28 protein-coding genes and 1 pseudogene are annotated in these 24072 nt (G+C 67.2%); 15 read left to right on the plus strand and 14 right to left on the minus strand.

Annotated features, from left to right (window positions below):
- Nucleotides 1–109: 109 nt before the first annotated feature.
- The 10 genes and pseudogenes from ACY34J_RS23640 to ACY34J_RS23685 all read left to right on the plus strand — a co-directional run.
- The gene (locus ACY34J_RS23640; protein WP_462728621.1) at nt 110–376 is read left to right on the plus strand and encodes a hypothetical protein; all 267 of its coding nucleotides are present in this window, start codon (nt 110–112) and stop codon (nt 374–376) included.
- 13 nt (nt 377–389) lie between these two features.
- Complete coding sequence (locus tag ACY34J_RS23645; RefSeq protein WP_462728622.1) at nt 390–1664, plus strand: AAA family ATPase; 1275 nt, start codon at nt 390–392, stop codon at nt 1662–1664.
- Between the two features lie 24 nt (nt 1665–1688).
- The gene (locus tag ACY34J_RS23650; protein WP_462728623.1) at nt 1689–2327 is read left to right on the plus strand and encodes a hypothetical protein; all 639 of its coding nucleotides are present in this window, start codon (nt 1689–1691) and stop codon (nt 2325–2327) included.
- The gene (locus tag ACY34J_RS23655) at nt 2324–2947 is read left to right on the plus strand and encodes a hypothetical protein (protein ID WP_462728624.1); all 624 of its coding nucleotides are present in this window, start codon (nt 2324–2326) and stop codon (nt 2945–2947) included. Before ACY34J_RS23650 ends, ACY34J_RS23655 begins: the two co-directional genes overlap by 4 nt.
- A 107-nt stretch (nt 2948–3054) precedes the next feature.
- The gene (locus tag ACY34J_RS23660; protein ID WP_462728625.1) at nt 3055–3726 is read left to right on the plus strand and encodes a hypothetical protein; all 672 of its coding nucleotides are present in this window, start codon (nt 3055–3057) and stop codon (nt 3724–3726) included.
- A gap of 794 nt (nt 3727–4520) precedes the next feature.
- A complete protein-coding gene (locus ACY34J_RS23665) occupies nt 4521–4772 on the plus strand; it encodes a hypothetical protein (protein ID WP_462728626.1) in 252 nt (83 codons plus the stop codon).
- Nucleotides 4773–5221: 449 nt separating this feature from the next.
- Entirely contained in the window at nt 5222–7006 is a 1785-nt protein-coding gene (locus ACY34J_RS23670; protein WP_462728627.1) for a reverse transcriptase/maturase family protein, read from the plus strand.
- A 139-nt stretch (nt 7007–7145) separates the two neighbouring features.
- On the plus strand, nt 7146–7709 hold the full coding sequence (locus ACY34J_RS23675; RefSeq protein WP_462728628.1) for a reverse transcriptase domain-containing protein: 564 nt from the start codon (nt 7146–7148) through the stop codon (nt 7707–7709).
- 235 nt (nt 7710–7944) lie between these two features.
- Nucleotides 7945–8295: an IS630 family transposase gene (locus ACY34J_RS23680; RefSeq protein ID WP_462728629.1), complete on the plus strand. Its 351-nt coding sequence runs from the start codon at nt 7945–7947 to the stop codon at nt 8293–8295.
- Nucleotides 8296–8946: 651 nt separating this feature from the next.
- Nucleotides 8947–9481, plus strand: a pseudogene (locus ACY34J_RS23685) (reverse transcriptase N-terminal domain-containing protein); the annotation flags it as partial.
- Between the two features lie 236 nt (nt 9482–9717).
- Here ACY34J_RS23685 and ACY34J_RS23690 read toward each other — a convergent pair.
- From ACY34J_RS23690 to ACY34J_RS23705, 4 genes are all read right to left on the minus strand, one after another.
- The gene (locus ACY34J_RS23690; protein ID WP_462728630.1) at nt 9718–10479 is read right to left on the minus strand and encodes an ABC transporter permease; all 762 of its coding nucleotides are present in this window, start codon (nt 10477–10479) and stop codon (nt 9718–9720) included.
- A complete protein-coding gene (locus ACY34J_RS23695; RefSeq protein WP_462728631.1) occupies nt 10476–11207 on the minus strand; it encodes an ABC transporter ATP-binding protein in 732 nt (243 codons plus the stop codon). Before ACY34J_RS23695 ends, ACY34J_RS23690 begins: the two co-directional genes overlap by 4 nt.
- Nucleotides 11197–11769 (minus strand): TetR family transcriptional regulator, encoded by a 573-nt coding sequence (locus ACY34J_RS23700; RefSeq protein WP_462728632.1) that lies wholly within the window; start codon nt 11767–11769, stop codon nt 11197–11199. The genes ACY34J_RS23695 and ACY34J_RS23700 overlap by 11 nt, the downstream gene beginning before the upstream one ends.
- Before the next feature lie 310 nt (nt 11770–12079).
- Entirely contained in the window at nt 12080–12211 is a 132-nt protein-coding gene (locus ACY34J_RS23705) for a VOC family protein (RefSeq protein ID WP_462728633.1), read from the minus strand.
- A gap of 15 nt (nt 12212–12226) precedes the next feature.
- Between ACY34J_RS23705 and ACY34J_RS23710 the strand changes: the two genes are divergently transcribed.
- From ACY34J_RS23710 to ACY34J_RS23730, 5 genes are all read left to right on the plus strand, one after another.
- Entirely contained in the window at nt 12227–12394 is a 168-nt protein-coding gene (locus tag ACY34J_RS23710; protein ID WP_462728634.1) for a helix-turn-helix domain-containing protein, read from the plus strand.
- Between the two features lie 46 nt (nt 12395–12440).
- Entirely contained in the window at nt 12441–12809 is a 369-nt protein-coding gene (locus tag ACY34J_RS23715; protein ID WP_462728635.1) for a Rieske (2Fe-2S) protein, read from the plus strand.
- A 55-nt stretch (nt 12810–12864) separates the two neighbouring features.
- A complete protein-coding gene (locus ACY34J_RS23720; RefSeq protein WP_462728636.1) occupies nt 12865–13575 on the plus strand; it encodes a type 1 glutamine amidotransferase domain-containing protein in 711 nt (236 codons plus the stop codon).
- A 441-nt stretch (nt 13576–14016) separates the two neighbouring features.
- Complete coding sequence (locus ACY34J_RS23725; RefSeq protein WP_462728637.1) at nt 14017–14175, plus strand: hypothetical protein; 159 nt, start codon at nt 14017–14019, stop codon at nt 14173–14175.
- Nucleotides 14176–14250: 75 nt separating this feature from the next.
- A complete protein-coding gene (locus ACY34J_RS23730) occupies nt 14251–14628 on the plus strand; it encodes a DUF427 domain-containing protein (protein ID WP_462728638.1) in 378 nt (125 codons plus the stop codon).
- Between the two features lie 74 nt (nt 14629–14702).
- Here ACY34J_RS23730 and ACY34J_RS23735 read toward each other — a convergent pair whose 3' ends face one another.
- The 10 genes from ACY34J_RS23735 to ACY34J_RS23780 all read right to left on the minus strand — a co-directional run bounded on the left by ACY34J_RS23735 (nt 14703) and on the right by ACY34J_RS23780 (nt 23739).
- Nucleotides 14703–16154, minus strand: coding sequence for an aldehyde dehydrogenase (locus tag ACY34J_RS23735; RefSeq protein WP_462728639.1), 1452 nt, complete (start codon nt 16152–16154; stop codon nt 14703–14705).
- Nucleotides 16154–16402 carry a 2-hydroxymuconate tautomerase gene (locus ACY34J_RS23740; RefSeq protein WP_462761974.1) on the minus strand — a complete coding sequence of 83 codons (249 nt, stop codon included), beginning with the start codon at nt 16400–16402 and terminating at the stop codon, nt 16154–16156. Before ACY34J_RS23740 ends, ACY34J_RS23735 begins: the two co-directional genes overlap by 1 nt.
- Nucleotide 16403: 1 nt before the next feature.
- Nucleotides 16404–17186: a 2-keto-4-pentenoate hydratase gene (locus tag ACY34J_RS23745; RefSeq protein ID WP_462728641.1), complete on the minus strand. Its 783-nt coding sequence runs from the start codon at nt 17184–17186 to the stop codon at nt 16404–16406.
- Nucleotides 17186–18220: a 4-hydroxy-2-oxovalerate aldolase gene (gene dmpG / locus ACY34J_RS23750; RefSeq protein WP_462728642.1), complete on the minus strand. Its 1035-nt coding sequence runs from the start codon at nt 18218–18220 to the stop codon at nt 17186–17188. Before dmpG ends, ACY34J_RS23745 begins: the two co-directional genes overlap by 1 nt.
- Complete coding sequence (locus ACY34J_RS23755) at nt 18217–19122, minus strand: acetaldehyde dehydrogenase (acetylating) (RefSeq protein WP_462728643.1); 906 nt, start codon at nt 19120–19122, stop codon at nt 18217–18219. Before ACY34J_RS23755 ends, dmpG begins: the two co-directional genes overlap by 4 nt.
- Nucleotides 19119–19913, minus strand: coding sequence for a 2-keto-4-pentenoate hydratase (locus ACY34J_RS23760; protein WP_462728644.1), 795 nt, complete (start codon nt 19911–19913; stop codon nt 19119–19121). The genes ACY34J_RS23755 and ACY34J_RS23760 overlap by 4 nt, the downstream gene beginning before the upstream one ends.
- Before the next feature lie 118 nt (nt 19914–20031).
- Nucleotides 20032–20724 carry a helix-turn-helix domain-containing protein gene (locus ACY34J_RS23765; RefSeq protein ID WP_462728645.1) on the minus strand — a complete coding sequence of 231 codons (693 nt, stop codon included), beginning with the start codon at nt 20722–20724 and terminating at the stop codon, nt 20032–20034.
- Complete coding sequence (locus ACY34J_RS23770) at nt 20721–22007, minus strand: cytochrome P450 (protein WP_462728646.1); 1287 nt, start codon at nt 22005–22007, stop codon at nt 20721–20723. Before ACY34J_RS23770 ends, ACY34J_RS23765 begins: the two co-directional genes overlap by 4 nt.
- On the minus strand, nt 22004–22768 hold the full coding sequence (locus tag ACY34J_RS23775) for an alpha/beta fold hydrolase (RefSeq protein WP_462728647.1): 765 nt from the start codon (nt 22766–22768) through the stop codon (nt 22004–22006). Before ACY34J_RS23775 ends, ACY34J_RS23770 begins: the two co-directional genes overlap by 4 nt.
- Nucleotides 22769–22950: 182 nt before the next feature.
- Complete coding sequence (locus ACY34J_RS23780) at nt 22951–23739, minus strand: IclR family transcriptional regulator (protein WP_462728648.1); 789 nt, start codon at nt 23737–23739, stop codon at nt 22951–22953.
- Nucleotides 23740–24072: the final 333 nt, after the last annotated feature.

Raw genomic sequence — 24072 nt, forward strand, 5'->3', positions numbered from 1 at the left:
TGTGCCGGCGGGATAAGGACTCTCGATCGAGTTTTACGCCTGCCGGCCGCGGGTGCGCGGGCCGGCAGGCGGTCTTGTACAGGATCAATCAACGGGGAGGTCGATCCGGTTGAGTGACAGCGACCTGATAGTCGATTACGACGAGCTCCACACAATGAAGAGCCACTTCAGCAAGCTCAGCAAGGAGTTCAACAACTGCGGGGCGAACCAGGGGGCGATGTCGGACGCTTACGGCCATGGCCGGATCATCAGCGCCATGGAGTCGTTCTCCGACAACTGGGACGACCACCGCAAAGAGCTCATGGAGCAGATGAAGGGCACGGAAGACCACCTAAAGAAGGTCATCCGGGGCTTCGAGAAGATCGACAGCGAGTAGGAGTACGAGACACATGGGCAACCGACCAGTCGATTGGACTCCTATCTCCGAGGGGGACCCGACGCCGGGCGACCCCTACGACATCCGCGAGGAGGCACGCCGCCTCGAGAACATCGCCTCCACCATCAAGGACCAGGCGCGACTGCTCCGCCAGGCCGGGCAGAACCAGAACCTCAAGGGCAAGTACGCCGACAAGCTTAGGGAGGGCGCCGGCGACCTCGCGGACAAGCTCAGCAAGGTCGAGGGCCGGTACGACAGGGTGGGCGGCCTGCTGCGCGAGTGGGCCAAGGAACTGGAATACGCGCAGGAGGAGACGCGCAAGGCGCTCAGCCAGGCCAAGGTCGACGAGAAGGACGAGGACCGGGTAGACGAGGCCAAGGGCCGCATGGCAGATGCGGTGAGCCATTACCTGCGACTCGGCAACAAAATCGCCGGTCAAATCGAGGACGCGCTCGATGACGACATCGAGGACAGCCTTTGGGACGACACCGTCGGTTGGCTGAAGGACCATGCCGACGGATTCAAGCTGTTCCTCGACATCCTCAGTTGGATCGGGACGGCACTCGCTATCGTGGCCATGTTCATCCCCGGAGTGAACCTGCTGGTCTGGGCCGGCATCGCCATCGGCCTTGCGGTTGTCGCTGGTCGAGCAATGCTGGTGGCTGCTGGAAAGGCAACCTGGATGGACGTGGCGCTCGACGCCGTTGGTCTGCTCACGTTCGCCGCTGGTGGGCTTGCGACGGCCGGGCTGAAGGCAGCGGGTTCCACCGCGCGTACCGCGGCCACCACGAGTCGTGTTGCGGGTCTCAAGGAAGGGCTGGCCGCCACCAAGGGCATGCGCAACCAGCTCTCCAACGCACTCGCCAACGCCGGGGACGACGCCTCGAAGGTAGCCATCAGGTCGGAGATGAACACCCTGCGGAAGCTGATCTCCAGGGACGCCGGAAAGGTTGCGGACGGTACCGCCAATATCGGGAAGCTGGGCAAGGTCCTGAACCAGGGTGACGACGAAGCCATCGGCATCCTCCAGGGGATCCGATCGAACGCCGCTGTGCATCCGGATGCCGTGTCAGGAGCGACAGTCGCCGGTGGGCACGCGGCATACGGTGCCGCGGTCGGCATGCAGTGGACCGGATTCGCCGCGGACATCGGCGACAAGGCGCTCGGCGACAACGACACGTTGAATGCCATCGGCGACGCAACCGGCGGCTGGAAGAAGGACAGTTGGGACGCATACAACGATTTCAAGGGCAACACCTGGAAGGTACCTGCCTCGTCGGCCTGGTAATCGGCTCCCTTCGAAACGCGAGGAATGAGCACTGTGGAAACCCCTAAGATGGCGGTTGGCGGCTACACGATCCTGATGCCGCCAGGATGGGACCGCATCCCACTGAGATCGAAGTCCGAGACGCAGGACGCGATCAAGGGGATCGTGGATCACGCTGTCAAATTCCTGGACCCGGCGACCCCCAAGGACAAGGTGACGCAAGCCCGGCTTGAGCTGCACAATCGGCTCAACCGGGCTGTCGCCGACGCCAGGCGCCGGAACGGCATCGACATCTACATCCCCGTGGAGCCGATCCACGGATTCCTCGTGCCTGCCTCCTTCCTGGTCTCCAAAGTCTCTGCAGGTCTCGCCGCGCAGGCATCGCCGAACGAGATCATGAGTCACCTGACCAAAGACTTCGGGCCGTCGGAGGACATCACGCTGGACGAAGTGCCCGGTGTGCGTTGCCAACGATTTGTCCCCGCCAACCCGAAGAAGGAAGACTCGGTACCCAGCCGGCAAGTCAACTACGTGGTGCCGGTGCCGGATCCTGGGGATGTGAGCGAATGGCTCATCGTCTCGTTCACCACACTCACACCCGACGGTACTCCGCAGGAGTTTCTCGAGATCCTTACCGAACTCTTCGACGCCGTCATGACCACCTTCCGCTGGAGCACAGCATGAGCATTCCGTATGCACTCGACTTCACCGAAGACCCGGCCCCGGAAGCGTGGCTGGCCGTCCCCATCCTTGAGGGGAAGGGCGCTGACCGGCAGCGGCGGAAGTGGGCGAAGAAGTGCGCCGAGTTGCGCTGGGGCCTCGAAGACGGGGGCCATCGTGACAAGTCGCAGGTGAAGTCGCTCGCGCGCGTCCTCGAGGGTTTCTCCGAGCAGTTTCCGCAGAGGATCCCCATGCAGCACCTGTTCGCGTACGCTCCGGATCTCCGCAGGAACCTCTTGCCGTTCTTCTTCTACGCGGCCCGGTCGGAAGGGCCGGTGGAGCAGGTCCTGGACACGCTGGTGCAACGCAACGAGCCCGGAGCCGCGCAGGATCCCCAGATCGAGGATTTCACCACCGACAATCTCGGCAAGGGGCAGCGCTCCATCCGCCACTTCGTGCCGAAGGGCGGTGAAGCTCTTTGCATGTCGGTCAACTACGGATGGCGCGTCGACCCTTACGGCATCGACCTGTCCATGCGCACCATCAGCGACGACATCGGCTGGGTGTCCGCGAATATCGACGCGTTCGACGCGTTCGCCCGTAGCCTGAAGGTGGTGCACCCGAACGACATTGTCGTTGATTGATGGCATGGGGGGTGAGTCCACCGGTTGCCTGGGTGGTTTCAAAGATTTTGCACGCAACTTGTATCCAGCCGATAAATGGCACGGGTAGTTAGGGTGGTAAGTAGATAGTGCGGGAGGAAGGCGACTACGCCGCCGGCGTGGAGGTTGCTTCCGAGAAGCAAGCTCACGAAGGCAGATCAGAATTTCTGCGATGGCTGTTGTTCTACCTCGTTTGCTTGGCCGGGATCACCGGGCTCACATGGTTGGGCCCTGCGGTTCCACTAAAACCGTGGATCAGGGGAGCGGGCTTTGTGGTAGGAGTGTTCATCCTGCCGCTAGCCTCCCTGCTGACGCCGTTCTTCGGGCTTCGGCGTATCCCCAAGAAGAAGAGGAAACTGGCCTGGCAGCTCTTTCCGATGCTTCTTGCCGCCGTAGGGATGGGCGTCTTGTCAGCATTCGCCGGACAGAATGCAGCCTTGAAGGAACGCGGCCGTTTGACCAAGGCCGAGGTCACGGCGGTATCGCGCGGCAAGACCGATCGGTGCACCCTGCAAAAGCCGAACGGGCAGGAGATCTCGCCGAAACTCACAGAAGGTGACGGTTGCGGCAAACGGGTCGAGCCAGGAGACGTGTTGCGGGTTCGATACGACCCTGAGGGGGCGGCCAACCCGGTGGATGAGACCTGGAAGCCGCAGTCCTACGGAGCCGCGATCGCCGGTCTAGCGGCGGTATTTGTGGTGTTCGGCACGTGGGGCAGTATGCGGATGGCCCGGCGGGACCGCGAGTACGTCGACGCATAGCAATCCGCGGGCGACTCGTCAAGTCAATCAACTCACTGCAGGACGAAGCGCCCGGCGTTCAAGGGCGCTGACCGGCAGCGGCGGAAGTGGGCGAAGAAGTGCGCCGAGTTGCGCTGGGGCCTCGAAGACGGGCCCTCGTGACAAGTCGCAGGTGAAGTCGCTCGCGCGGATCCGCCGGGCGGCGCGGTGGTGCTGTCGATCGACGAGAAGACGCAGATCGTGTGCCACGAACGTGGAAGGGAGCATTGATGTAGGAGCTCTTGGAAACGGTGCTGTGCAAGAGATGGAGGTAGGTCCTCCAGGGTCGCCCTGCAAGGGGGAGGTCCCAAACCACCGCAGGCTGCGCCGGTTAAAGGCCGGTCGTGGTGAGCGCTGCGGCAAAAGGCGCGGCAGTGATCGCGTCAGGTATGGGTCAGGAAGGGCGAGCGTGAGCGAACCGCTGATGACGTGTCGTAAATTTCTTCAATGGCGTCGAAACCGGGGCATTATCTGGGCTCCGGGACAAGTGCGGGCGGAGCCTGCTGACTGCCCGGACGGCGTCCGGCATGGAGGCGGCGCGAGCCTGGCCCGGGCTCTTGCACGGAACGTGGGAACCTGTCGCCCCGATACTGTCGCTGGTCGGATTGGCCGGCGGCGAGAGGGAGTATCCCAAGCGGATAAGACCGCGAGGGGTCGAGTACCGATGCGGGGCACGGGGCGGACCGTCTCGTAGTAGTGGTGAAACCTGGTAATGCGGGTGGAGCGAAGGGGACGGGTCGTCCGGGTCTGTTTGGCGGTCAACCGGAGTTCCCGGGATGAGCCGGGCGAGCGGGCCGAAGTCGTTCGAGATCTCGAAACCTCTTGTATTCGAGGCGAACTTGAGGGTCAAGGCCAACAGAGGTGCGGCGGGCATTGACGGCGAGTCGATCGAGCAGTTCGAGGCTGACCTCAAGGCCAACCTCTATAAGCTGTGGAATCGTATGGTGCGCCGTGAGGCGCTTCGTTGTATCCCCGGTGTAGCCGGGAGGAACTCGGAGGGAGGTTCTTGGGTCACCCAGCTCACCTGAGGGCGAAAGCTTGAGGGGAAAAGAGCATGCTGGGAAAGCGGTGACCGTCTGGAGGCGTCCAAGGCGGGGTGCTGCAAGGCCCGCACGATACGGTCAAGGCTGGATTGCCTCAAGTCTAATCCCCAGCGGTGTCAATTCCACACCCGTCGGTATGACGCCTGAAACCGGCGTCACGTCATGCTCTGGCTAGACATTCGAGCCGGAGCAACTTCCGTGGCGTGAAGCGCCGTTCAGTGAGAACGGATAAGGGGATGAGTGGACGGCCTACGTCGTGCTAGATACGTACAGCGAAGACGTACCACGGGATCACCTAAGGAGCGCGAGCTCTAAGGTGACGGAGTGTCCATATTAGTCGCCGGGGTAACGGCCGGCCGCGAAGTCCGGGAAAGCCGGAATGAGGGCGAAGGGACACAGGTAGTCAGGGAGTTCAGACGGGGAGGGATGCGAAATTGCAGAGTGCTGAAACCGTCCTGAGCGTCATCCGGGAACGCGGCAGGCGCGGCCTGCCGCTGGAGAGGCTGTACCGGCAGCTGTTCAACAGGGAGCTGTTCCTGTTGGCCTACGGGCGCATCTACGCCAATAAAGGCGCTATGACGCCCGGGGTTACTGGGGAAACCGTGGACGGTATGTCTCTGGCCAAGATTGACAGGATCATCAGTGCTCTGCGTGCGGAGTCCTATCGATGGTCCCCGGCCAGGAGGGTCTACATCCCGAAGAAACGCGGGAAGTGCCCATTAGGCATGCCGCCTTGGTCGGATAAGTTGGTTGCGGAAGTGGTACGGATGCTCCTAGATGCGTACTACGACGTTCAATTCTCCGATCGGTCTCACGGTTTCCGGTCTGGCCGGGGGTGCCACACTGCACTGGAAGAAGTGGCACACACCTGGACCGGATCACGATGGTTCATCGAGGGAGACATCGCCGACTGCTTTGGCAGCCTTGACCACCAGGTCTTGACCGCCATCCTGGCGGAGAGAATCCACGATGGCCGGTTCTTGCAACTGATCAACCGAATGTTGAAAGCCGGGTACTTGGAGGACTGGAGGTGGAACGCCACGCTCAGTGGCGCCCCACAAGGTGGTATCGCCTCACCGCTCCTATCCAACATCTACCTGGACCGGTTGGACCAGTTCATTGAGCAGCAGCTGGTACCGGATTACACCCGAGGCGACTTACGTCGACGCACTCCCGCATACGCGAGACTGCAATACCGGATAGGTGTGGCCAAGAAGCTCGGCGACCGCGAAACGGTGTCGGCGCTGCGGCGTCAGCTCCGGCAGTTGCCGAGTGGAGATCCGCACGACCCTGGTTACCGCCGTCTCAGGTATGTGAGGTACTGCGATGACTTTCTGCTCGGGTTTGCTGGCCCGAAGTGTGAGGCTGGGGAGATCAAGGCCCGGATTCAGGTGTTCCTGCGGGAAGAACTCTACTTGGAGCTGTCAGAATCCAAGACCCTGATCACCCATGCCGCCAGCCAGGCGGCGCGGTTCCTCGGCTACGAGCTCAAGGTGCAACAGGCCGATACCAAGATCACCTCTGGAAAGCGGTCGATCAACGGTAGGATCGGCTTGTTTGTGCCCGGGACGGTGATCCGGAACCGGTGTGCCAGTTACATGCGCAACGGAAAACCCACGCATCGAGGTCTCTTGATGGACGATCAGGATTACACGATCGTCGCGCAATACGGGGCCGAGTATCGCGGGTTCGTTCAGTACTATCTGCTGGCCCAGAACGTATGTCGACTGGGACGGCTGCGTCGGGTCATGGAGGTATCGCTCTACAAGACCTTGGCAGCAAAGCACAGGTCGACCGTCAGCAAGATGGCCCGTAAGTACAAAACGGCCATCGAGACTCCAGACGGTCCGCGGGTGTGCTGCGAGGCCGTGGTGCAGCGCGACAACGGCAGAGAACCACTGGTCGCCCGTTTCGGCGGGATTCCACTCAAGCGCAAGCGTACGACGGTAATCACCGACACCAGGCCGACCATGGTGACCACCAAACGCAACGAGCTGATCCATCGGCTCCTTGCCGAACGGTGCGAGCTATGCGAAGGAATGGGTGGGCTGCAAGTTCACCACATCCGAAAGCTCGCCGATCTGAATCGGCGAGGTCGGCCGGAACGCCCAGCGTGGGTGCGATTGATGTCCATGCGTAAACGCAAGACGCTCGTGGTCTGCGAACGCTGCCATCAAGACATTCATTCCGGTCGGGCCACAGCCACGACCCGGAATTGATTACTGGAGAGCCGGATGCCCGGAAAGCGGGCCCGTCCGGTTCGGGAAGGGGCCGTCGGAAAAGGACCCCAGCCAGGGGCACCTCGTCGGCGGCCTACTTCACTCGTCAGGCTGCTATTTCCCGCCGCCGGTCAGGAGAGTGGAGATCGACAAGCTGGGAGGCGGAGTCAGGGTCCTCGGCGTCCCGACGGTCGCGGACAGAATTGCACAGACGGTGGTGGCCATGGTGTTGGAGCCTTTGGTGGAGCCTGTGTTCCACCAGGATTCCTATGGCTATCGGCCTCGCCGTAGTGCGCTGGATGCGGTCGCGGTGTGCCGGGAGAGGTGTTGGAAGACGGACTGGGTGATTGATCTCGACATCCGGGGCTTTTTCGACAACCTTGACCACGATTTGGTTCTCAAGGCGGTCGCGCACCACACCGGCTTCCGGTGGGTCCTGCTGTACGTGGAACGGTGGCTCACAGCACCAATTCAGCGGCCGGACGGCAGCCTGCAAGCCCGTGGCCGCGGGAGTCCCCAGGGCTCGGCGGTTTCACCTGTGCTAGCCAACCTGTTCATGCACCTTGCCTTCGATGCGTGGATGGCGCGCGAATACCCTGCCGTCCGGTTCGAGCGCTATTGCGATGACATCGTGGTCCACTGCCGCAACGAGGCTCAGGCGCACCAGGTGCGTCAGGCTATCGCTGGTCAGCCGCATCAATGATTATCTGGTGCGGTGGCTCGTCCACAAGTACAAGGCGATTCAAACGGAAACGAGCACGAGCACGGGAGGCTTTGCGCCGTCATGCCCGGCTGTTCCCGGGGCTCTTTGCCCATTGGAAGTTCGTCACGCCGTGACCGCGAACGACTGGACGATGGGAGCCGTGTAAATCGAGAGGTTTTCGCACGGTTCTGAGAGCGGCGACGGGTGAAACTCCCGCCGCCGACTCACCCAGGCGTTGGACCGGACCCAGCCGGTGCTGCCGGTGGCCTTCGCGGCCACCGAGAAGCGCACCCATGACTACGTGCGCAACGGCCCCACGAACCTGTTCGCCGCCCTCAACGTCGGCACCGGCGAGGTGCTGGGCGAGCGCAAGCCGAACCGGAACGGCGCGAACTTCCTGGAGTTCTTGAAGAAGACCGTCAAGCCGCATGCCGGCAAGGAGATCCACGTCGTGCTGGACAACCTCTCCACGCACACCACGCCGGAGGTGAAGGCATGGCTGACGAAGAACCCGCATGTCCACTTCCACTTCACCCCCGTCGGGTCGTCCTGGCTCAATCAGATCGTGCGACACGAAGCCGCTTGAGAAGAGTGGGAATCACCAAGGAGGTTCGACTGATGTCGAAGGTGTAGGATCCGAGCCAGTGCACAGGGCTCGTTTCCGCCTCAGCGTGCGTCGCGAGTAATCGCGGGGTGCGGAGTCTGAGGAAGTGCCCAAGGAACCTCGTTCCATCCGAGGGTTACAGGCTGGGAAAAGCCGGACGGGTGAACGCAAGTGAATCCTCGATGATGTCTCGTCATGAGCACTCCCGCAGATGGGTCGTGTCAGCGGGTGATAGGGACTTGCCGTTGGAAAGCGGCAGGTGCCGACCGGAGAGATTTGGCCGGTCGGGAGTGCACCGCCGTCCCCGGGGCACAGAGGGCACCCACCCCAGTTGCTTCTCTCTCATGCGGAACGTGACAACCCCGATGAGGTCCAGGCCATTTCGGCTTGGTAAGCGAACCGCAAGGAAGGCCCACATCCTCAGCGGGCGCAGGAGGACCCAATAAGCGAATGCCGGTGGCCGAAAGGCAGCAGGAAACCGGGAACCGTGCGCCGACACCTCCGTCGGCGGTTCCCGCATAACTGGCCGGATAGTGGCCGATGCCCCGGCCTGAAAGAGTGCTGACGTGGGTCTGGTGAGCCTGTGAAGATACGATGACCATGACGCCGGAACCGAAGGGCAAGTTGGACGCCATGGCGACACACGCGGCCGGGGCGGCGCAAGCCGCTGCTACTGCCGTCGACACGGCGAACGGACCGGAGGACGAGATCACCGACTGGTCGTTGATCGACTGGCGGACCGTCGAGGACGACGTACGGCGTCTGCGGCAACGCATCTTCACGGCATCGCAGGCAGGAGACCAAGGTCAGGAATCTGCAGAAGTTGATGCTGCGCTCCCGCGCCAACACACTCGCGAGTGTGCGGCGGGTCACGGAGGTCAACGCTGGCCGTAAGACGGCGGGCGTCGACGGGAAAGTCGTCTTGCTGACCCAGCGGAAGGCCGAGTTGGCCGACTGGGTTCAGCATGACGCGGCCCCGTGGAAGCCCAAGTCCGTCAAGCGGGTGTATATCGCCAAGGCGAATGGAAAACAGCGCCCACTTGGAATTCCTGTGATCGCCGACATCTGTCTTCAAGCTCTGGCGCTGAATGCACTGGAGCCCGAGTGGGAGGCACGGCTGGAGCCGAAGGTCTACGGTTTTCGCCCCGGTCGTGGCTGTCATGACGCGTCGCCATCCACACGACGGCGACCGGTCGACTGGCATCCGCTGGCGGAGAAGGACCCGATCCCCGGCGATCCGGAGGACATCCGGGACGAGGTCCGCAAGATGAAGGACACCGCCTCGACCCTCCGCGACCAGGCCCGCATCCTGCGCAAGGTCGCGGACGGCGACGCGCTACAGGGCAAGTACGCCGACAAGATCCGCGAGAAGTCCGGCGACCTGGAAAAGCACTTCGCCGGTGCCTAGCGGTCCAGTTGGAGGCGTTGCCAGGACGCCAGGGTGGCGAGTCCGAAGGCCAGGGGAACGGTGATGGCGAGAGCGAGGTGGGCGGCCGAGACGGCGCCGAGTTTCAGTGCCCACAGCGCCGGTGCGGCCAGGGGAACCCACGCGCCGACTCCGGCGACGACGGTGACTTGGGCGATGACGACGGTGGCGATGGTGGCAGTGATGCCGGAGAGCAGGCCGCGACCGACAGTGGCGGCCCAGGCTGCGGGGACAGCGAGCCCGGCTGTCAGGACGGTGAGGGCGAGCTGACGCGCCAGGGCGCTGAGGGTGGGTGGGCCGAGAGGGCCGAGGCCGATGGCGAGTCCGGTCAGGAGCAGCGCGAGCGTGAGTCCGGCCGCGACGACGAGTGCCCAGAGCAGGTAGCCGGCGAGCTTGGCCAGGGCGATGACGGGTCTGCTGATCGGCAGGGCGAACAGGCCGGTGATGGTTCCGTCGGCGAACTCGCGGCCGATGGTCCAGCTCAGCACGACACCGAATCCGAGGAGGGCGCCCGCGGCCGTGACCTGCGCTGCCACGCTGAGGAAGAGGTCCCAGCCGCCGGCGTCGGCGAGCAGGCCGAGCTTTGCTCGGACCTGCTGGTTTCCGCTGTCGGCCGCCCAGGTGAGGGATCCTGCGAGCAGGGTGATGCCGGCGATGAGGAGGAGGGTGGCGGTGCGGGCGACGCGAGAGCCGCAGAGCTTGCCGATCTCCACGGCAAGGGCCGCTTCGATGCCGTTCATGTCGTCCTGTTCTGCTCGTCGGCGTGTACGAGAGCGAAGAATGCGCGCTCGATGTCCACACCCTCGGGGTCGAGGGTGCCGATGACGCGCCCTGCGTTGATCACGGTGATGCGATCGGCGACTCGGGCGACCTCGTCGAGGTGGTGGCTGGACACGAGGATCCCGTCGCCGTCGGCGGCGCGGCGCAGGAGCGTCTGGCGCAGCAGGGTGATCCCGGCGGGGTCCAGGCCGTTGGTCGGTTCGTCCAGGATGATCGCGGCCGGGCGGTGCACCAGGGCCGCGGCCAGCCCGAGCCGCTGGCGGTTGCCTTGGGACAGGGAGCGGGCGCGGACTTCGGCGTAGCGGGCCAGATCGAGCTCGGCCAGGATCGCCTCGGCGGCCCGGTCGGCCTTGTGGCGGGGCAGCCCGTGCAGACGCGCTGCGAGCGTGGCATTGGTGCGCGTGTCGAGCTCACCGTAGGCGAACGGCTTGTCGAGCAGGTGCCCCACCCGCGCCCACGTGGTTGCCGTGGCTGTGCGGACGTCGAGCCCGTCGACCATGGCGTGGCCTGCCGTTGGGCGCAGCATGCCGAGCAGCAGCCGCATGAGCGTCGTCTTGCCGGCGCCGTTGAGCCCGACCAAGGCGTGGATCTCCCCGGCCTCGACGACCAGGTCGACTCCGCACACGCCGACTCCGGCGGCGAACTCCCGGACCAGCCCTCGCGCCGCAAGCCGCGGTTCAGTCACCACTGCCCCCCACGGTGTCCAGCGCTGCCGTCACCGCATCGGAGAGCGCAAGGCCGTCGCTGTCGACCCACTCGACCAACGCCGCAGTCAGGGCCGCCAGCACAGCGCTCGCCGCCACCCGCGCCTGCAGCGTGCCGGTGCCGTCGGCGACGAGCTGATCGACGATCAACTGCTCGGTGGTGGCGTTGTTCCGCCACGCCGCGGCGCGCAGCACCTCACTCCCCGCGACAACACGCACCCGCCGCCGCACCACATCGCTTTCCGGCTCGGGTAGCCCACCCCAGGCCTGCCGCAGTCCGGCGACGGTGCGGGCCATCGGGCCGAGGTCCAGGGGCTGGTCCGCGATCGCCGCAGCGATGACCGGGTCGTACGGATCATCGAGGAGCAGCAGCTCTTTGGCCGCAAAGTGGCGGAACACCGTCATCTCCGTCACCCCGGCCGCCGCCGCGACCTGCGCAACGGTCGTTCTCTCGTACCCGTGCCGCTCGAACAGCTCCAGTGCGCAGGCTGCGATGCGCTCTCGCGTCCGCTGCCGCTTGCCTGGGCCGGGGGCCTGCCTCACCATGGCCAAATATTAGTGACTAACATTTTGGTGGGCAACGAGGTGAAGTACGGGGCACGACAACCGGCGGTGCCAGCGGCTCGCTACAACACCCGACGCGGCCATTCCGCGAACGGGCAGCTCAGTCCCATCGCCTACGAACACAGGCACCAGCAGAGATCGGGTATGACGAAGAGTGCTCATGGAGGGGACGACACTCGCTCGCCTTCAAACGCCGAAGCGCCGCCGAAAGGCATGGGGCCGGTGCAGAGCCTGTCGGACCAGTCCGTGTAGTACCGGGAAAACCCCGGACCGACAGGCGCCGGGGGTGTCGTCAGCCGGTCATGGTGAACAGCTCCAGTTGGATGCCGTCGGGATCGCGGAAGACCAGCACCGAGTAGTCGAACGGCTCGTGCATGTCGGTGATGCCCGCGTGCGTGATTCCCAGGTCGTCCAGCCACGTCACCCAGCTTCCAATGCCGTGCTGCTCGAGGCCAAAAGCGTCACCGAGGTGGCCTCCCAGGTGGGTTACGCCAGCCTGTCCCACTTCATCAGCGAATTCAAACGTCACTTCGGGGAGACACCCGGCACGTATGCCGAGCGACTCCGTGGGGTGACGACGTTCTCGCTCCGGGAGACGTCCGGCTGAACGACAGTTCCGTCCTGCACAGCGGAACGTGAGAGAGGAGGCCGGCATGAACCCGGCCCGTAGCAGCACCGCGGCGCCCGTCTCGTGGCACCCCGTCATGCATGCCGAAGAACTGTGGATCGGCGAGATCGCATCCGTCCGGGCAGGAGAGTTGGCCGTCGTCCTGACGAACGCCGACGGCGAAATCCACGGCTTCGAAGACCGGTGCCCGCCCCTCGGCACGCCCTTGAGCGATGGAGAACTCGACGGCTGCACGCTGACATGCACCACGCATCTGTGGGAATGCGACGCGAAGAGCGGAGCCGGCATCAACCCGGGCAACAGCCGCCTCGTCACCTTCGAGACACGTATCGACGACGGCCGGATCTACGTCGCCCTTCCCGGCAACCGATCTTCCGTGAACGGCGGCGCATGAACAACCGGGCCTTGCCCGGCTACGCAACCATCCACCACCCATGAATGGACCAGTCATGACAACTGTCCTCGTCGTACTCTCGGGTTCCGACCACTGGACGCTCGCCGACGGGACCAAGCACCCGAGCGGCTACTGGGCCGAGGAGTTCGTGGTTCCCCACCGGATCTTCCGAGAGGCCGGCTTCGAGGTCACCATCGCCACCCCGGGCGGTGTGCCGCCCACCGTCGACAAGGCCAGCCTGACCCCGGAGATGAACGGAGGCGACCGGGGCCGGGTGCAGGAACTGGGCGACTACATCGACAGTGTCCGCGACGAGCTCGGCTCCGCGACACGGCTGGAGGGTGTCGATCCGGGCGACTTCGACTGCCTCTTCATCCCCGGTGGCCATGGCCCCATGGAGGACCTCGCCGGCTCGGAGGCCCTCGGCGCGCTGCTGGTGGAGATGCTCGACAGCGGCAAGGTCGTCTCCGCCGTGTGCCACGGCCCCAGCGGCCTCATCGCGGCCGAGCGGGCCGACGGCTCATGGGCCTTCGACGGCTATCGCCTCACCGGGTTCACCAACGTCGAGGAGGACCAGGTGGGGTTCGCGGACAAGGCGCGATGGCTGCTCGAGGACCGGCTGCGGGAACGGGGTGCCCCGTTCGCGTCGGGCGACCCCTGGGCCCCCTACGTGGTGGCGGACCGCACGGTGGTCACCGGACAGAACCCGGCCTCGAGCGAGCACATCGCCCGCGAACTCGTCGGCGTGCTCTCCGCGACGGACTGAGCGGCAGCTCCCAGCGGCCGCCGCCCCCGGGCAGTGGCCGCTCCACGGCTCTGAACCGGGGGTACGCCCGGACCGAGGTGCCCGATCGGACGGAGAGGATCCCTGGTGTGAACGCGATGGCCTTCCGGGAACTGACCCTGGTGTCCTTCCTCGAGCGGGCGGCCGCCGTCTTCGCGGACCGTCCCGCCGTGGTCGACGGGAAGCTCCGCCGCACCTATGCGCAGTTCTGGACGCGCGCACAGAAGATGGCCGGGCTACTGGCGGCGAACGGCGTGCGGCCGGGCGACGGGTCGCGGTGCTGGCGCCGAACACGCACGTGCTGTTGGAGGCGCATTACGGGGTGCCGCTGGCCGGCGGCGTCCTCGTGGCGCGCTGAACACCCGGCTGGCCCCGCCCGAGATCGCCTACGTCCTCGAACACAGCGGTGCCCGCCTGGTCATCGTGGACGCCGAGTACGAGGCGATGCTCGCGAAGGCGCTGAGCGGCAGTGAGCACGCGCCGAGGGTGCTCACCTCGCAGCAGTACGAATCATCGCTGGAGGAGGCACCACCGCAGCGGGTCGAGTGCGCCGACGAGCGCAGAACACGGCGAGCGCGGTGAACACATTGATGCGCTGAGCAGCACCGGGCGCTACCGCAGCCGTGAGGCGCACCCAGGACAGAAGAGGAGGGCTTCATGCCTACCCGTGACCCGAACCACCGCGTCGAGGCCGTCCGCGGCGCACAACGCGTCAGGGTGGAGATCGACGGCCAAGTGGTCGCCGAGTCGACCCGGCCCGTGCTGGTGTACGAAACAGGGCTGCCGGTCCGCTACTACCTCCCCCCTGAGGATGTGGACCTCGAGCTCTTCGAACCGACCGAGACGCACACGACCTGCCCCTACAAGGGTGATGCTGCGTACTGGTCGTACCGCGGCGCGGAGGGCGGGACGGGGGCGAGGGCCGACGTCGTGTGGGCCTACCCGGATCCGCTCGCTTCGGTCGCGGAGATCAAGGGCTGCATGTCGTTCTACGACGACGTCGCCGATGTCGTCGTGGAGGGAACAGCTGCCTGACCGGGCACCCGCCGGCCCCACGCGCATGGGCCGCGCCCGGGACCGGGCGCGGCCCACATCCCCTCCCCGGCAGGTCACTGCCGGCCGGCGCCGGCAGGCGAGATCTGCATGACGACGGCCTTCGGCTCGGTGAAGAACTCGCGGCTGAAGTTGCCCCCCTCACGGCCGACGCCGGAGTCGCCGACCCCGCCGAAGGGGGCGCGCAGATCGCGGACGAAGAAGCAGTTCACCCAGACGGTGCCCGCCTTGAGCCCGGCCGAGACGCGGTGTGCGCGGTGCAGGTTCTCGGTGAACAGCATCGCGTTGAGGCCGTACGGACTGTCGTTCACCAGCGCCACCGCTTCGGCCTCGGTGTCGAACGGGGTGACGACGACCACCGGGCCGAAGATCTCCTCGCGGCAGTGCCGCGCATGCGCCGGCATGTCGACGACCACGGTGGGCCGGACGGCCCAGCCGTCGCCGAGTCCGCCGGTGCGCAGTTTGCCGCCCTCGGACTCGACCGTCTCCACGTACCCACGGACCTTGAGGTAGTGCTCCTCCGAGGCGAGCGGCCCGATCTGCGTGCCCGGATCCCGGGGGTCACCCATCATCATGGCGTCGGCTGCGTCGACGAACCGGGAGAGGAACTCGTCGTAGACGGTGCGTTGTACGTAGAGCCGGCTGCCGGCGAGGCAGACCTGGCCGGCGTTGGTGAAGATCGCGCGGATGGACCAGTCGACCGCGTTGTCCAGGTCGGCGTCGGCGAACACGACATTCGCGCCCTTGCCGCCGAGCTCGAGGCTGACCGGCACGAGATGCGCCGAGGCCGCTCGCGCGATGGTCCGGCCCGTCCCGGATTCGCCGGTGAACGTGATGCGGTCCACGTCCGGGTGCTCGGTCAGCGCCTGCCCCGCCGAGTCGGGGCCGTAGCCGTGCACGACGTTGAACACACCGGGCGGCATGCCGGCCTCGAGGGCGAGCCGTGCCAGGAGCGTGGCCGAAACCGGAGTGTCCTCCGCGGGCTTGAGCACGACGGTGTTGCCCCACGCGAGCGCCGGCGCGACCTTCCAGGTCTCCAGCATCAACGGGAAGTTCCACGGCGCGATCGCCGCCACCACACCGGCCGCCTCGAATCGCGTGTAGGTGTGATGGCCGGTGTCCATCGGCAGTACCTCGCCGGTCGACAGCCGCGCATGGTCCGCGAAGAACCGGAAGTTGTGCGCCGCCCGTGGCACGTCGTTGCCCTTGGACTGGGCGATGGGCTTGCCCATGTCGCGGGTGTCGGCGAGCGCGAGCTCGTCGGCGCGCCGCACCACCAGGTCGGCCAGCCGGTGCAGGATCCGTCCGCGCTCGGCGAACCCCATCCGCGGCCAGGGTCCCTCGTCGAACGCCTTGCGCGCGGCGGCGACCGCGCGGCCGGCGTCGCCCTCGCCGCCGAGCGCGACCTGTGCCCACGGCTCACGGGTGAACGGGTCGACCGACTCGAACCGCGCGCCGTCGAGCGACTCGACCTCTTCCCCATCGATCACGTGCGCGTAGAAATCCATCAGCTGCGCCTCTCTCCGTTGTCGGTCGTGCGCTGCTTGTCCGCCGCCGACCCCGCGCCGGTTCGCCGCTCCGCGATCGTCACGTCCCCCGCTGCCCAGTGCGTGGGCGGCACCTCGCGGACCACGACGCGTACGTTCTCCGGCGGCGCCGCGACAGCGCGGACGACCGCCTCGTGTACCTCGTGGACCAGCGACCGGATCTGCTCCGGCGTGCGGCCCTCGACCATGGTTACTTCGACCATCGGCATGTCAGCCTCCCGCGAGGAACACGGAACCGAGATGGGTGAAGTGCGCGGCCATCCTGGCTCCGGGCGGCACGGCGACCGCGTCCGTCATGCCGCCGGTGAGGACGACCCATCCCGGTTCGATCGCACGTCCGCGCCGGCCCAGGTCGTTCGCGGCGAGCGCGAGCGCCTCTGCCGGGTGACCCTGTACGGCGGCGCCGGTGGCCGAGTCGACGACCTGGCCGTCGACCTCTACCAGGCACGCCTCGAGCGCGAGATCGAGCTCCGTCGGCGGCCGGCCCACCGGACCGGTCATGTACAGACCCGACGACGCGTTGTCGGCCACCACGTCGGGGAGGGTGAACCTGAAATCGCGGTAGCGGCTGTCGATGACCTCGACGCCGGCGTGCACGGAACCGACCGCCGCGAGGGCGGTGGCGGCGGTGACCCCGGGCCCGGCCAGCCGCTCGCGCATCACGAACACGATCTCCGGCTCGGCGCGCGGGTGGATCAGCTTGCCCTGCGGGACCGGGGCACCGGCCGGCAGCACCATCGCATCGGTGAGCCACGCGGTGAGCGGCGAGGTGACGTTCATCCGCTGCTGCTTGGCGCGCGAGGTGAGGCCCAGCTTGACGCCGGTCAGCTTCTCCCCGCGGTCGAGCCGACGGCGCAGCGTCTCGTCCTGTACGGCGTAGGCGGTCGCGAGATCGAGGTCCGGCCACTCGTCGGTGATCGGACCACGGTCGGTGCGTGAATCCTCCGCTTCGAGCAGCGCGCCGGCTGCCCGTTCGACGTCCCACGTGCTCATCAGCGTGCTCCCTCGGCGGCGAGTTCGCGTTCCTGGGAAAGCTGCAGCGCGATGTCGATGATCATGTCTTCCTGACCGCCCACGTAGCCGGCCTCGCCGACCCGCTGGAGGATCTCGTGCGCCGGTACGTCGTACCGTTCCGACGCCCGCTCGGCGTGCAGCAGGAACGAGGAGTAGACGCCCGCGTAGCCCTGCACGATCGACGAGCGGTCCATCCACGGCAGCCGCGGGATGAACGGCTTCACCACGTCCTCCGCAGCTGCCATCGCGCCTTGCACATCCACACCGGTGGAGATGTCGAGTCGTTCGAACGTGGCGGCGAGGACCTCGGTCGGCGAGTTCCCCGCGCCCGCGCCGAGCGCGCACAGGGCGCCGTCGATCTGCCTCGCCCCGCCCTGGTAGGCCAGCACCGAGTTGGCGATGCCGAGGGAGAGGTTCTGGTGTCCGTGGAAGCCGACCTGCGCCTGCGCCCCGATCTCGTCCACCAACGCCTTGACGCGGGCCTGGGCATCGGAGAGCACGAGCGCCCCGGCGGAGTCCACCACGTACACGCAGTGCGCGCCCGCATCGACCATGATCCGAGCCTGCTTCGCGAGCTCCCCCGGACCGATCCGATGGGAGAGCATCAGGAAGCCGACGGTCTCCATGCCCAGATCGCGTGCGGCGCCGAAGTGCTGGACCGACACGTCCGCCTCGGTGCAATGGGTGGCGATCCGCGCGACCGACGCGCCGGCGTCGTGCGCCGCCTTGAGGTTCTCGACCGTGCCGACACCGGGCAGCAGCAACACCGCGATCTTCGCCGCCGTCGCCTCGTCGACGGCGGCCCGGATCAGCTGGATCTCGTCGACCTTGGAGAAGCCGTAGTTGAACGACGAGCCGCCCAGCCCGTCGCCGTGGGCGACCTCGATGACCTCGACCCCGGCGCCGTCGAGGGCATGCACGACGCCGCGCACCTGCTCCTCGGTGAACTGGTGCCGCATCGCGTGCGAGCCGTCCCGCAGTGTCGAGTCCGTGATGCGCAGATCGCGAGTCATGCCGTCACCGCCGAGTTCTTCGCGACCGCGAGCAGCTCGCCGACGCGAGCCGCAGCGGCGGTCATGATGTCCAGATTGCCGGCCCATGTGGGCAAGTAGTCGCCGTTGCCGCGCACTTCGAGGAACACTGCGACCCGCGCCTGCCCGGCCCAGATGTCGCGCGGGTCGTCGTACTGCGGCTCCGCGCGCAGCGTGTAGCCCGGCACGTACTGCGCCACATCGGTGACCATCTTGACGATCGACTCGGTGACGGCGGCACGGTCCGCGTCCGCCGGGATCGCACAGAACACCGTGTCTCGCATGATCATCGGAGGGTCGACCGGGTTCAGGATGATGATGGCCTTGCCGCGCTCCGCACCACCGACCTGCTCGATCGCCCGCGCCGTGGTGTCGGTGAACTCGTCGATGTTGGCCCGTGTGCCGGGGCCTGCCGACCGGGACGCGATCGACGCCACGATCTCGGCGTACGCCACGGGCACCACCCGCGAGACCGCGTGCACGATCGGGATCGTGGCCTGCCCGCCGCATGTGATCATGTTGAGGTTCGATGCCGCCAGGTGCTCCTCGAGGTTGACCGGCGGGCAGACCAGCGGGCCGGTCGCGGCCGGTGTCAGGTCCACCGCCTGGATGCCGGCCTCCGCGTACCTCGGGGCATGCGCCAGATGTGCCTTCGCCGACGTCGCCTCGAACACGATGTCCGGCAACTCGTCCTGAGAGAGCAGCCAGTCGACGCCACCTGCCGACGCTTCGACGCCACGCTTGCGCGCGCGCTCCAGCCCGTCCGACGTCGGGTCGACACCGACCATGTAGCGCACGTCGATGTGCTCACTGCGCTGCAGCTTCGCCAGCAGATCGGTGCCGATGTTGCCCGGGCCGACGATCGCGGCCGTCGCCTTCGTCATCCTCGCTCCTTCGTGAAACGCGCGGTCACGCTGCCGAGCCCGGCGAAAGTGGCGGTCACATTGTCACCCTCGGTGACCGGGACCGACGCGGTGACGGAACCGGGAAGCACGACGTGTCCGGCCTGGAGCACGACGCCGTGCGCGCCGACCGTGTTGGCAAGCCACACCAGCGAGGTCAGCGGCGAACCCAGGACCGCTCCGCCGGCGCCCGTGGCCACGAGCTCTCCGTTCTTGTGCAGGTTGCAGCCGGCGAGACGCAGATCCACGGCGGACAGCGGTGCCGGTGTGCTGCCGAGCACCACGCCGGCCGATGACGCGTTGTCCGCAATGGTGTCGAGAATGCCGATCTTCCAGTCCCGGATCCGGCTGTCGATGAGCTCGAGTGCCGGCAGGACGAAGCCGACCGCCGCCGCCGCCTCGGCGACCGTCACACCCGGCCCCTTCAATGGCCGGTCGAGGACGAACGCGACCTCCGGCTCGACCCGTGGCTGAAGGAACCTGTCCGCGGGGACCGGCAGCTGCTCGAGCCAGAACATGTCGTCGAGCAGGTGGCCGTAGTCCGGCTGGTCGACGCCCATCTGCCGCTGCATGGCGGGAGAGGACAGCCCCACCTTGTGCCCCTTGACGGTCGCTCCGGCCGCCAGCCGGCGGCGGATCTGGAGCAGCTGGATCTCGTACGCGTCGTCCAGCGTGAGCCCGTCGTACTTCGCAACCAGCGGGTCCACCGGAACCCGCGTCTCGTAGGCGGACAGCAGCAGGTCGGCCGCCTCCGCCTGAGTGACAGCGTCCACGTGTCACACCACCTCGACTCGCACGGCGTGGATCCCTCGTCGCAGACGTTAGGAGAGGAGGAACCGACGGGGACGGCCCCGTTCCTGAATGCGGAACGGGCCATGGGCAGACGTGCTGTCAGCGAGGCGGGGCAGGCAGCAACGCGGATATCGCCGCGGCCGCCGCCAGCACTTCTCGCGCGGTGCGCTCCACGTCCGGCTCGCCGATCGACACGACGCCGACGCTGGCCTCGGCGGGAAGCCGGCCGACCGTGACGGGTGCGGCCAGCCCCCACGCCCCTGACTCCAGCTCCCCCCTGGTCACCGAGTATCCGCGATCGCGGGCCGCGGTGACCGCCGGACGCTCCTCCGGCTCCGGCGGGCGCCCTGCCAGGATCGCGATCCCCGACGCGCCCCGGTCAGCGGGATGGCGCAGGCCCGCGCGGTATGCCACGTGCGCGAGCGAGCGCGTCGGCTCGACGACGGAGACGACCACGGCTTCGCTGCCCTCGAGGGCGGTGACGAACGCCGTCGCCCCGGCGGCGTCGGCGAGTCGACGCAGCTCGGCCGCGGCCGCCTCCCGCAACCTCGGTCGCACCGCGAGCGCGAGCTCGACCAGCCCGAGCCCGAGCTGATACCGCCCGGACCCGGCCCGCGTGACGATCCGCTGCCCGGTCAGCGCGCCGAGCATCCGGCGTACGGCGTTGCGGTCCAGCCCGAGCAGCCGCGCCAGCTCGGCCAGGCCCAAGCCATCCGGATACTCGCTCAGCGTCCACAGGATGCGCAGCCCCGAGTCGAGCGTCTTCGCCCCAGTGGGCTGCCCGCCGGTCACCCGGCTCCCAGCGGTCGACTCGGCGTGAAGCTCAGCGGCAGATGCTTGATGCCGTTGATGAAGTTGGACACCAGCCGGTCCACCGGCCCGGCCGGCTCCAGGTCGGGCAGCCGCCAGAGCACCTCCCGGTACAGGGCGCGCAGTTGCAGACGAGCGAAGTGCGCGCCGAGGCAGACATGCGGACCGTCCCCGAACGCGATGTGGTGGTTCGGTGAGCGGGTGATGTCGAAGCGCATCGGGTCGTCGAACCGCCGCTCGTCGAAATGGGCGGAGCAGTGGAACACCACCACCTTGTCACCGGCGCGGATCCGCCGCCCCGCCAGCTCGACGTCGGCACTCGCGGTGCGCCGGAAACTGAGCACCGGCGGGTGCCAGCGCAGCGCTTCCTCGATCGCCGAGTCGAGCAACTCCGGGTGTTCCAGCAGCAGTCGCCGCTGCTCCGGGTGGTGTACGAAGGCCAGTACGCCGCCGGGACCGGCGCTGCGGACGGTGTCGTTGCCGGCCACGCAGAGCAGGAAGAAGAACATCTCCAGCTCCGGGTCGGTCAGCCGGTGCCCGTCGACGTCCGCCGTGGCCAGCGTGGTCATGATGTCGTCCGCCGGATGCCGTCGCTTGAACTCGGCCAGCTGCTGGGCGTAGGCGAACATGTCCCGGAGCATCGCGGGGGAGCGGGGATTGACCGGCTTGCCGTCCGGACCTCGGACCACCTCGGCGTGCTCGGGATCCTGGTAGCCGATCACCCGGTTCGTCCACTCCAGCAGCATCCGGCGATCGGACTCGGGGACGCCCAGCAGATCCGCGAGATTGCGCAGTGGGAAGTCGTCCGTGATGTCGACCGGCAGGTCGCACTCGCCGCGTTCGACCACGGCATCGACCAGGCGGCGGGCCCGCCCGGCGACGTCGGCGGCGAACTGCTCGATCCGGCGCGGGCTGAACGCCCGGCCGACGATCCGCCGCAGCCGCATGTGTTCCGGCGGATCGAGGTTGAGGATCATCCGCCGGATGAACGGCAGATCGGCCGGGTCGGGGTCGCGGATCTGCGTCGCCCCCAACCAGGATGAGAACTCCGCCGGCGACCTGAGAACGCGCAGGACATCCGCGTAGCGGGTGACCGCCCAGAACCCCGGCCCGGCCGGCCAGTCGCCGACCTCGTGTTCCACCTGCCAGCTCACCGGGTTCTCGTCGCGGAGCCGTCGGAAGGCCTCGTGCGGAATCCCGGCCGCGTAGGCCCGTGGGTCGAAGACGTTCGGAGCGCTCGTGCCCTCGCTCGTCACCGCGGTCATCGGGCGAGGAACCGTTCGACCGCGGAGGCCAGCGCGACAGGGACTTCGTCGACGGCGTAGTGACCGGCGTCCGCGAAGACCTGCAGCTCGGCATGGGGGTACCACTTCAGCCAGGTCTCCCGCATCACATCGGGGGACAGCGCCGGGTCCTGCCCTCCGGCGACAACGAGCACCGGGACCTCGCTGCCCTGGATCCGCTCGTGGAAGTCGGTTCGTGCCCAGGAGTCGAGGTAGGCGCGGAACGCCGGGACCGAGGTACGGTCCACCGAGCGGCGCACCATCGCATCCAGCCAGGTGCCGGTCAGCCGGCTGCCCGTCGTGAAGTCGATGATCGCCCGCCGGTTCCCGGGCTCCTCGGCGGCGTCGGCGAACAGCTGCCAGCTCTGGTCGTCGAACGGCACGCCCGAGGCGGGGACGGGTGACACACCGACGATCGAGCGCACGCGCTCGGGAGCGATCAGCAGGGCCGCCTGCGCGGCCATGCCCCCCATCGAGTGGCCGAGCAGTGAGAACTCCGGCCAGCCGAGGTCGTCGGCCACGGCGAGGGCGTCCCCGGCGATCTCCTCGACGGTGTAGTCGCCCTCGACGTCCTTCGCTTCGCCGTATCCGCGGTAGTCCAGGAACGCATAGGTGAACGCCGTCTCGTCCAAGTGCGGGCGCAGGCCGTCGAAGCTGGTCCGGTCGCCGAGCCAGCCGTGCAGCGCGATGACGCGGTGCGGGCCGCGGCCGTGGAGCTCGTAGGGGAGAACCTGTCCTGTCACGATCGCCTCCTGGTGATCACATAATGAGCGTTGCGCTCACTATGTGACGAGAATCGGAAAGGTGCCCCGGGACGGGCAACGCTCGTTCCGGACACAGGAACACTCGACTGCCGCGGCGAAGGAACGCGGTGCCGGCGCGATGCCGTCACCGCGAGGGCGTGGCCCCGCGGAGCCCGGGGCGGTCAGAGGCAGAGGACGCGGCTCAGCTTGCGCGCCGCCTCCGTGACCAGGCGTGCGGAGCGTTCGATGCCGTCGCCGTCGATCCGAGTCGGAGCGACGATGGAGATGGCCGCCCGAGCGCGCCCCGCATGGTCGCGGACCGGCGCGGCCACGGACGTCAGTCCGACGGACGCCTCGTCCCGGTTGACCGCGACGCCGCGCCGCCGTATCTCGTCGAGCGCACGATCCCAGGCCATCGGGGTGCGGATGGTGGACGAGGTGAGCACGGGGAATCCGGCCTCACGTCGAAGCTGGGCGAGCATGGGATCGAACGCGGCCATCACTTTGCCCGAGCCGGTGCAGTGTGCCGGCAGCCGGCGCCCGATGTCAGCGAACAGCTGCACGCCGTTCAACGACGGCAAGCGCTCCACGTAGAGGACGTCGGGGCCTTCCGGCACCGACAGGTGAATCGTGCAGCCGGTGCGCTGCCGCAGCTCTTCGAGCATGGGCAGCGCGGCCTGCCGGACCCGGAAGCGGCCTGCCGCCAGCAGGCCCAGCTCCAACAGATGCAGCCCCAGCCGATACCGCCCGGTCTGGGGGTTCTTCTCGATCAGTCCGCGCGTGCACAACGTGGTGAGCAGCCGGTGGGCGGTGCTCTTCGCGACCCCCAGCCGCCGGGCGATGTCCGAGACCCCCAGCTCGTGGGCGGTCCCGAAACAGTCCAGCAGTTCCAGCGCGGTCGCAACCGATTTCAGTCCGCCGTCGACACCGGAGCGGTCCATGGGGGTGTTGGTCGTCTCGGGCACCGTCACTGGCCCACCACCTGCGTGGGTACGGCAACGGCCGGCGGGAGGGGCCGGGCGGGAATCCGGGTGGTTCTCGCGGTATCACCACCGGCAGCTACGGGCGGGAGTCGGTACGGCCGGCCGGTGCGCATGACGTGCCTCCGAGATTGGTTGACGTCATTTCAGATGCCGTAGGGCCAGGCGGAAGCGGGGTGTTCGCCGGGCGTCGCCAGGCCTCGACTGGCTAAAACGTAAACCTCCGCAGGCAAGGTGGAGAACGAGTGCGACGACACCTCTGCCTCCCGGGGACGAAAACATCCCCCGGCATTCGTCCTTGCGAGACAGGAACGTGCGCGTGTC

It is taken from the genome of Streptomyces sp. HSS9-12 (genome assembly GCF_054963655.1).

Excerpts from the sequence above, each read along its gene's own strand:
- ACY34J_RS23755 (WP_462728643.1), bottom strand. The coding sequence starts at position 19,122 with ATGACGAAGGCGACGGCCGCGATCGTCGGCCCGGGCAACATCGGCACC.
- ACY34J_RS23645 (WP_462728622.1), top strand. The coding sequence starts at position 390 with ATGGGCAACCGACCAGTCGATTGGACTCCTATCTCCGAGGGGGACCCG.
- ACY34J_RS23730 (WP_462728638.1), top strand. The coding sequence starts at position 14,251 with ATGCCTACCCGTGACCCGAACCACCGCGTCGAGGCCGTCCGCGGCGCA.
- ACY34J_RS23715 (WP_462728635.1), top strand. The coding sequence starts at position 12,441 with ATGAACCCGGCCCGTAGCAGCACCGCGGCGCCCGTCTCGTGGCACCCC.
- ACY34J_RS23650 (WP_462728623.1), top strand. The coding sequence starts at position 1,689 with ATGAGCACTGTGGAAACCCCTAAGATGGCGGTTGGCGGCTACACGATC.
- ACY34J_RS23690 (WP_462728630.1), bottom strand. The coding sequence starts at position 10,479 with ATGAACGGCATCGAAGCGGCCCTTGCCGTGGAGATCGGCAAGCTCTGC.
- ACY34J_RS23735 (WP_462728639.1), bottom strand. The coding sequence starts at position 16,154 with ATGGATTTCTACGCGCACGTGATCGATGGGGAAGAGGTCGAGTCGCTC.
- ACY34J_RS23655 (WP_462728624.1), top strand. The coding sequence starts at position 2,324 with ATGAGCATTCCGTATGCACTCGACTTCACCGAAGACCCGGCCCCGGAA.
- ACY34J_RS23720 (WP_462728636.1), top strand. The coding sequence starts at position 12,865 with ATGACAACTGTCCTCGTCGTACTCTCGGGTTCCGACCACTGGACGCTC.
- ACY34J_RS23665 (WP_462728626.1), top strand. The coding sequence starts at position 4,521 with ATGAGCCGGGCGAGCGGGCCGAAGTCGTTCGAGATCTCGAAACCTCTT.
- dmpG (WP_462728642.1), bottom strand. The coding sequence starts at position 18,220 with ATGACTCGCGATCTGCGCATCACGGACTCGACACTGCGGGACGGCTCG.
- ACY34J_RS23740 (WP_462761974.1), bottom strand. The coding sequence starts at position 16,402 with ATGCCGATGGTCGAAGTAACCATGGTCGAGGGCCGCACGCCGGAGCAG.
- ACY34J_RS23700 (WP_462728632.1), bottom strand. The coding sequence starts at position 11,769 with ATGGTGAGGCAGGCCCCCGGCCCAGGCAAGCGGCAGCGGACGCGAGAG.
- ACY34J_RS23770 (WP_462728646.1), bottom strand. The coding sequence starts at position 22,007 with ATGACCGCGGTGACGAGCGAGGGCACGAGCGCTCCGAACGTCTTCGAC.
- ACY34J_RS23745 (WP_462728641.1), bottom strand. The coding sequence starts at position 17,186 with ATGAGCACGTGGGACGTCGAACGGGCAGCCGGCGCGCTGCTCGAAGCG.